This window comes from Rhizobium gallicum bv. gallicum R602sp (genome assembly GCF_000816845.1).
GTDB classification, from domain to species: Bacteria; Pseudomonadota; Alphaproteobacteria; order Rhizobiales; family Rhizobiaceae; genus Rhizobium; species Rhizobium gallicum.
Genome location: NZ_CP006880.1, coordinates 2,460,952 through 2,466,951, shown reverse-complemented (window position 1 = coordinate 2,466,951; position 6,000 = coordinate 2,460,952). Strand labels below are relative to the sequence as shown.

6 protein-coding genes and 1 pseudogene are annotated in these 6,000 nt (G+C 58.0%); all 7 read right to left on the bottom strand.

The annotated features are described in order from the left end of the window. Nucleotides 1-1,263, bottom strand: coding sequence for a plasmid replication protein RepC (repC, locus tag RGR602_RS34790; protein WP_040116399.1), 1,263 nt, complete (start codon nt 1,261-1,263; stop codon nt 1-3). A 118-nt stretch (nt 1,264-1,381) separates the two neighbouring features. Beyond that, entirely contained in the window at nt 1,382-2,455 is a 1,074-nt protein-coding gene (gene repB, locus RGR602_RS34785; RefSeq protein WP_052451909.1) for a plasmid partitioning protein RepB, read from the bottom strand. A 51-nt stretch (nt 2,456-2,506) separates the two neighbouring features. Beyond that, complete coding sequence (gene repA, locus RGR602_RS34780; protein ID WP_040116398.1) at nt 2,507-3,721, bottom strand: plasmid partitioning protein RepA; 1,215 nt, start codon at nt 3,719-3,721, stop codon at nt 2,507-2,509. Nucleotides 3,722-3,967: 246 nt separating this feature from the next. Continuing rightward, nucleotides 3,968-4,242 (bottom strand): annotated as a pseudogene (locus RGR602_RS39105) (integrase); the annotation flags it as partial. Between the two features lie 105 nt (nt 4,243-4,347). After that, nucleotides 4,348-4,734, bottom strand: coding sequence for a type II toxin-antitoxin system VapC family toxin (locus tag RGR602_RS34770; protein WP_040116396.1), 387 nt, complete (start codon nt 4,732-4,734; stop codon nt 4,348-4,350). Continuing rightward, a complete protein-coding gene (locus tag RGR602_RS34765; RefSeq protein WP_040116395.1) occupies nt 4,734-4,991 on the bottom strand; it encodes a type II toxin-antitoxin system VapB family antitoxin in 258 nt (85 codons plus the stop codon). The genes RGR602_RS34770 and RGR602_RS34765 overlap by 1 nt, the downstream gene beginning before the upstream one ends. A 387-nt stretch (nt 4,992-5,378) precedes the next feature. Beyond that, nucleotides 5,379-5,945, bottom strand: coding sequence for a TetR/AcrR family transcriptional regulator (locus RGR602_RS34760; protein ID WP_052451944.1), 567 nt, complete (start codon nt 5,943-5,945; stop codon nt 5,379-5,381). Nucleotides 5,946-6,000 lie beyond the last annotated feature (55 nt).

Sequence of the window (6,000 nt, the reverse complement as noted above, 5' to 3'; positions counted from 1 at the left end):
TCAATGATGGGCGTCATGAGGTCCCCGGGTCCTTGCGAGCGCCATTAACATCGATCCGATGGCAAACTCACCGCGTTGGGCGCGCCGCGTGAGGCCGCGCAAATAACCGCCGGCTGAGTTGATCGTCCCTGACCGTTCGAAAATGCAGGCGAGCACGACTGAGGCAGCTTGCGGACCCATGATCCTGCAGGCGTCCTTGTATGCTGAGGGACTGATTTGTAGCATTGAACTGACGACAGCGCCGGCGGCAATGAGCTCCTGCCAGGTTCTGACAGTTCCGGCAGGACCATAGCTGCGCACTTCCGGGCATGCCTGCAGGACAAGGGAGAGCGGAAATATCGTGGATGCGGTGTTGGTTCTTGCCTGAGGTTGAGGCCGTTCAGCGTCACCGTCGATTGCCGGATCGATCATGGGCGAGTTTACTGCAGTCAACTCAGGGGTTCCAGCTTCAACAGCGACTTCAGAATCAAGATAAGATTCGGATTCTGTAATCTGTATGTGCCGCTCATTTTGTGAGCCATTGGCGCTCAAATTTTCCGTTTTAATTTGTATTTCCAGTCGCTTGACGATTTCATTACGCAATGCGTCGAGGAGATCCAAGGTGGATGCTACCGCGTGGGCACCAGCTCCGCGCGGCAATTGGTCCAGGATATCGTGAAAGCGTCCGTTGATCGCTTGCCAGTCTCCGGGAAGCTCTTCGCTGATCGCTGCGTGGACAAGCTTTGATATGTCGCGGCGGGTGAGCGTGAGACGTTCCTTGAGCGTTTGGATGTAGAGGCGGTCGGCAGAGACTTTCGCGGCAAGGCGTTCGATTTCGCAGGCGCGCGCGAGCAGAGGGGCGAGCGAGAAGCCAAAAGCCTCGCGGATCTCGCCATTGCGGCTCTTGCGAGCGTAACGCTTTCCGTTGGGGCTGTCCTTGCGGATCACGAGGCCGGCAGCGACGAGGACGGCCATATGCCGCCGGATCGTCTGCTCGGCCATGCCATGGCAGCGAAGCGAGAGCTGGGTGTTGGAGGGAAAGACGACGAGGCTGTCGTCTGCAGCAAGCTCGCCTTTCGGGTAGAAGCTCAAAAGCGCGTTCAATACCGTGAGTGCTCTGTCGGATATATCGAGCAGAGGCTTGGCTTCACAAAGCGCACGATAGATTTTCCATTTATCGATTGAGGCGCCTGGCTCAATTTTTTGGCTGGTGACCTGACTTGCGAGCATGCCAAGTGTCATCGGCCGCCGCCCAAAGGGCGTCGTCACACTTCCGCTTTCCATTTTCTTCGCCTTCTTCAAGGCAAAAGATATCAGCTCACCGAAAATAGGTGCCGGAGACTCTTGACTATGTTGTGCGGAAATGTGATTCTCTGGGTGTCTAGATCAGAGAGGGCTTCCGCTACGGCAACGTTCGGGGGCCTTTTCTTTTGCTATTGATCTCCGTTCTTTCCTGTCGTCCTGCCTCGAACGCCTCGTAGAGACGATCGAGATTATCCGCGATATAGGTGCCGAAGGCCGACGCCTTCCCTGCCCTCAGCGCGATGGTGAATTGCTTGCCGTCATCCTTGATCTTCGCCTTGACGGAACCGTCCCTGTGCTGCCACTGGGTCACGGCCGAAGACGATGTTGCGGTCTGGACGGCCGATGCCGGTCTCTTGCTGAGGAATGAGGCGAGCATGTCGAACCGGGCATCCGGCTCGGCAGCTTCGAAGGCTGGCGTTTCGATAAACAGCATCGCCCGCTCGGCAGCGTTGTTTTCTTCGAATTTCGCCGAAAGGTCATGCCAACGGTCGCGGCCGGTTGCCCGGGCTGCGCCAATTGCCGAAAGAATCTCGGCCGGAATGCGCCGGGTGACGGACAGCATCTTGGAGATGGTCGTCTTGTCAGCGTTGAGCGCTGCCATGATCGTCTCGCGATCGAAGCCGAGCTTGTCGAGTTTGTCGGCAAACATCGTCCGCTCGATGAAGGAGAGATCGGCCCGTGCGGAGTTTTCCTGTCCCTGGGCAATTACATGATCACGATCGGCAAGCTTCTTGACGACGGCGCGAACCGGCCGCCCAAGTTCCTTGGCAGCGCGCGCGCGGCGATGGCCGAAGGCGATCTGGTACTTCCCATCCTTTTCGGGATGCGGGCGGACAAGAATGGGTGAATCCTGCCCTCGCAGGCGGATGGCTTCCACCAATTCCTGAAACTGCTCATCATTGTGCCCGAGGCGATCGCTGACGAAGGAATCTTCAATGAGTGCGGTGTCGAGATCAATCACGGTTTCGCCATGGGCGAGCTTTTCTTCGATCTCGCGCGCAGCGTCAGCTCTTGCGGCAAGGGCATCGATACTACGGGTAACGGCACCGAGGGCGCCAATTCCCTTGAAGTTGATCTGCTGCTTATCGGGGTCGTTTACGGGCTCGCTGTTTACGGCAGTAAACTTCTTTGAATCGTCCATCAGCCCCGAGAGGATATTCTTACGTGCCATTCTTTCTCCTCCTGGCGGTTGAACGGTTGGTTGCGGTCAATCGGTGCGCCGTCATCTGCGCCCCCATGCCTTATGGATGAGCTCGGCGATTTCGCCATTTACGGCGCTCATGGCCTCCATCGCACGGTCATAGGTCGCGCGGGTAAATTGATTGCGCTCCACCTCGTAGAGGGTCTGGTTCGTCATGGCAGCATCCGAAATCGCCACGCTTCGCAGCATGGGATTCGTGAGCACGTGATTGCGGAACATCGAGCGCATGAAGGCGACCATCTGCGTCTGTGGCCCATCCTGCGGGTCGTAGCGCGTCACGAGATAGCGCAACCAGTCGAGATTCATGTTGCCGCCGGCGCCTTTCAGCGTGTTCAGAACCTCGCCCAGCATCTGCAGGAACTGGCACATGGACATCACATCGAGCATTTGCGGATGAACGGTGATGAGCACGGCGGTTGCGCTGCAGATGGCGCTCATCGTCAGGAAGCCGAGCTGGGGAGGGCAGTCGATGACGACGACATCATAGTCGTCGGCGACGGAAGACAGCGCCTCGTCAAGGCGGGCAAAGAAGATGCGGCCGTAGTCGCTCGCTTTGCCCTGGGCAAGCACGCGCGGCGTATCATGCTCGAATTCCATCAATTCGAGATTGCCTGGAACCAGGTCGAGATTGGGAAAATTGGTCTTGCGAATGATCTCCTTAAGCGGTCGCCGCTCGTCGTCGTAACGAATTGCCGCATAAAGCGTCTCGTTTTCGTCGACGTCGAATTCCGGCTGGAAGCCGTGGATCGCCGAAAGCGAGGCCTGCGGGTCGAGGTCGACGGCAAGAACGCGGTGGCCGGTCAGCGCCAGGTGCTGAGCGAGATGGGCAGCACTCGTGGTTTTGCCGCTGCCGCCCTTGAAGTTTACGACGGCGATGACCTGCAGGTGTTCATTGCCCGTGCGGTGCGGGACGTAACGCGTGCTGCCTCGGGCATTCTGATCCAAGAACAGGCGCATTTCATCCATCTGCCTGGCGGTATAGGATCTGCGCCCGGATGGCGTCACCTGCGGCAGAGGCCCCTTGCCCTCCAGCGAAAGATTGCGAAGATAGCCGCTGGTGACCCCAAGGAAGCGCGCCACCTCGGCAAGCTGGAATTCGCGCAGGCTTTTCATCGCACGGGGCGGAAACATTTCCAGGCGATGCTGCTTCAACTTGTCGGACAGTTCCTGTGCCTGGCCGATGATCAGCTGATCGACATCAGAAATTGCTTTACCAATTGTAGGTGCCATATTCATGGAAATCTCGAAAATGCGATTTTAACGCCGTGAGGCCAATGAAAGCGCATTTAGCGCCGATTCTCATTTTCTTGCAAGGCCGCTGGCTTAACAGGCCGTTAAGCGCCTTCTTTACGGGCTTTGTCGCGCCATAGTTACGCGCGTCACCGAAGCATGGCTTGCGGAAATTAACCTCTCTTTAACTTCAGTAATGAACTGGAAACAAATCATATCAGCGCATTAGCTGGAAAGCGCCAAGGTTCTGCACCAGCCGAATCGGGTACGCGGGCAGATAAGGTGGCTGTCGCTTTTGCTTCCGATTTCAATGAACCAGCCGCGCCCGTCCTCGGTCTGGTCGCGCCCGAGGTTGGGCCTGATGATTTCGGAGCGGCGCAGGCTCCGGCAAAACCGACGAGCGGCATGGCGCGGTCGCGCAAGCCCGGCAGCGTGCCACGATCCAGCGTCTCCAGCATGGCGACCAGGTCTTGCGGATGAATGGCTTCCTTCTGCCGGGGCGTGGAAGAGTGGCGGTCGCGGTTTCCAGTCGGCGGCATAGGCGCACGTCGGGATTGGCAGAGTTCGCCGCCTCGACATAGCCACGGGCACCATCGGTGACATCCTGCAAATGCGCGGGTCGCCAGCCATCGTTATGCCGCCTCGATATCGGTGCGCGAAAAGTCCTCGCCGATGAAGAGAAGCGGTTCGTCCGCACGCTTTGCCAAAGCGTAGGAAAAACAATCGGCAAAATTCAATGCCGCCGGATGGCGGCCTTTGCCGTAAGTAAGCCAGGCCTGTGTCGCCAGATCCACCAGATCGGCGTCGACCGGAACGATGTCGGCCTCGATTCTGGCGAGCCACAGATCGATCTCGGCAAGTGCGTGTTCGCCGCGCCGGCTGACCAATGCCATACGCGTCTCAAGAACACATGTCGCGGGGACCAAGCGAATAGGGTTGGCGATGACCGTTCTCTCGAGCGTTGCGGCCTCTGGTTCACTGCGCAGTATTGCGACAATCGCAGAGGTATCGATCACCATCAGTTCGGAATTCCATGCTTATCGTAGCCGATGATTTCTTCATCGCTTCGGCTGTCGAGTTCGGGCAATCGCGCCACTCGCCCACGGATCGCCTGTATCTCGGTGAGCAGACGCTCCTGCGCCACATCGCCGTATCCCATGCGATGTAGACGCTCCGTCAAAGCCTGATGAATGGCTGCGGTCTTGCTGATACCTTGCCGCCGCGCAAGCTCGTCAACGAGAGCGACTGTGGCGGGGTTTTTGATATTGAGCGACATGACAGCTCCGATATTTCTACCTTTTTAAACATTTCTACCCAAAATTTTGATCGCTGTCAAAACTCCGCGGTGGCGCTCATTGCAATCGCGGTCCGCTGCTGGCCGTAATCGTCTTCGAACACCACGCGTTCGCCGATCGCCAATTCGAGCAGGGCGTGCGTTGTCTTTTGCTGATGCAGAAAGTGCAGCCGATCAACGATGCGATCAGCTCTGATTCATTCAAGTCTTCAGGGTCTGTCCCGTGCATTTTAGGCACCGTCCAGGTCAATCGTCGCTCCAAAATCGGCCCAATGCAATCGAGGATCAGCGCTACCCACAGCATCGTTCAGCGATGCAAAAGGTCGCCTTGCCACCCGTTCTGACCCACTTAGCCGAATCGCTTCCGACCTAATCGGCCGGCCCCATTTTTACACCCCATTTAAGTCCATCCATCAACAGGCGGATCAGCCTGCGCGAGCGTTCGCGCCATTCCGGTGAGTCGGGCATCGAATAGATGCTGGAAAGCGCATGCAAGAGGTCGGTGCTCTCCACGTCGCTGCGGATCATGCCCTTTGCGGCAGCGTTGTCCATTAACTGTCGAAGAGCCCCGGAGATGATGCCGGCGCTTTCGGCAAAGAGCTCCGAGTTGCAATTCAGCAAAATGCGCAGGCTTTGTGCCATACCGCGCTTGGCGGCAATGTAGTTGACGAAGCGGTGCATCCATTCTTCAAGGGCCTGGTCTGCCGGATGCGTTGCCGCCAGATCGCTCGCAGCCGTCGCCAAATTCTGCAGTTCCCGCCGATAGACAACTTCGACCAGATGTTCGCGCGTCGGAAAGTGACGGTAGAGCGTTCCGATACCGACGCCGGCGCACCGGGCGACCTCCTCCAGCGAACCTTCGACGCCTTGATCGGCGAAGACCTCGGCGGCAACAGCTATGAGCCTGTCGCGGTTGCGCAACGCATCGGCACGCATGCGTCTTTCGGGCTTCGTCTCGCTTCCGGCTATTGCCTTTCCGGCCAAAAGCCTC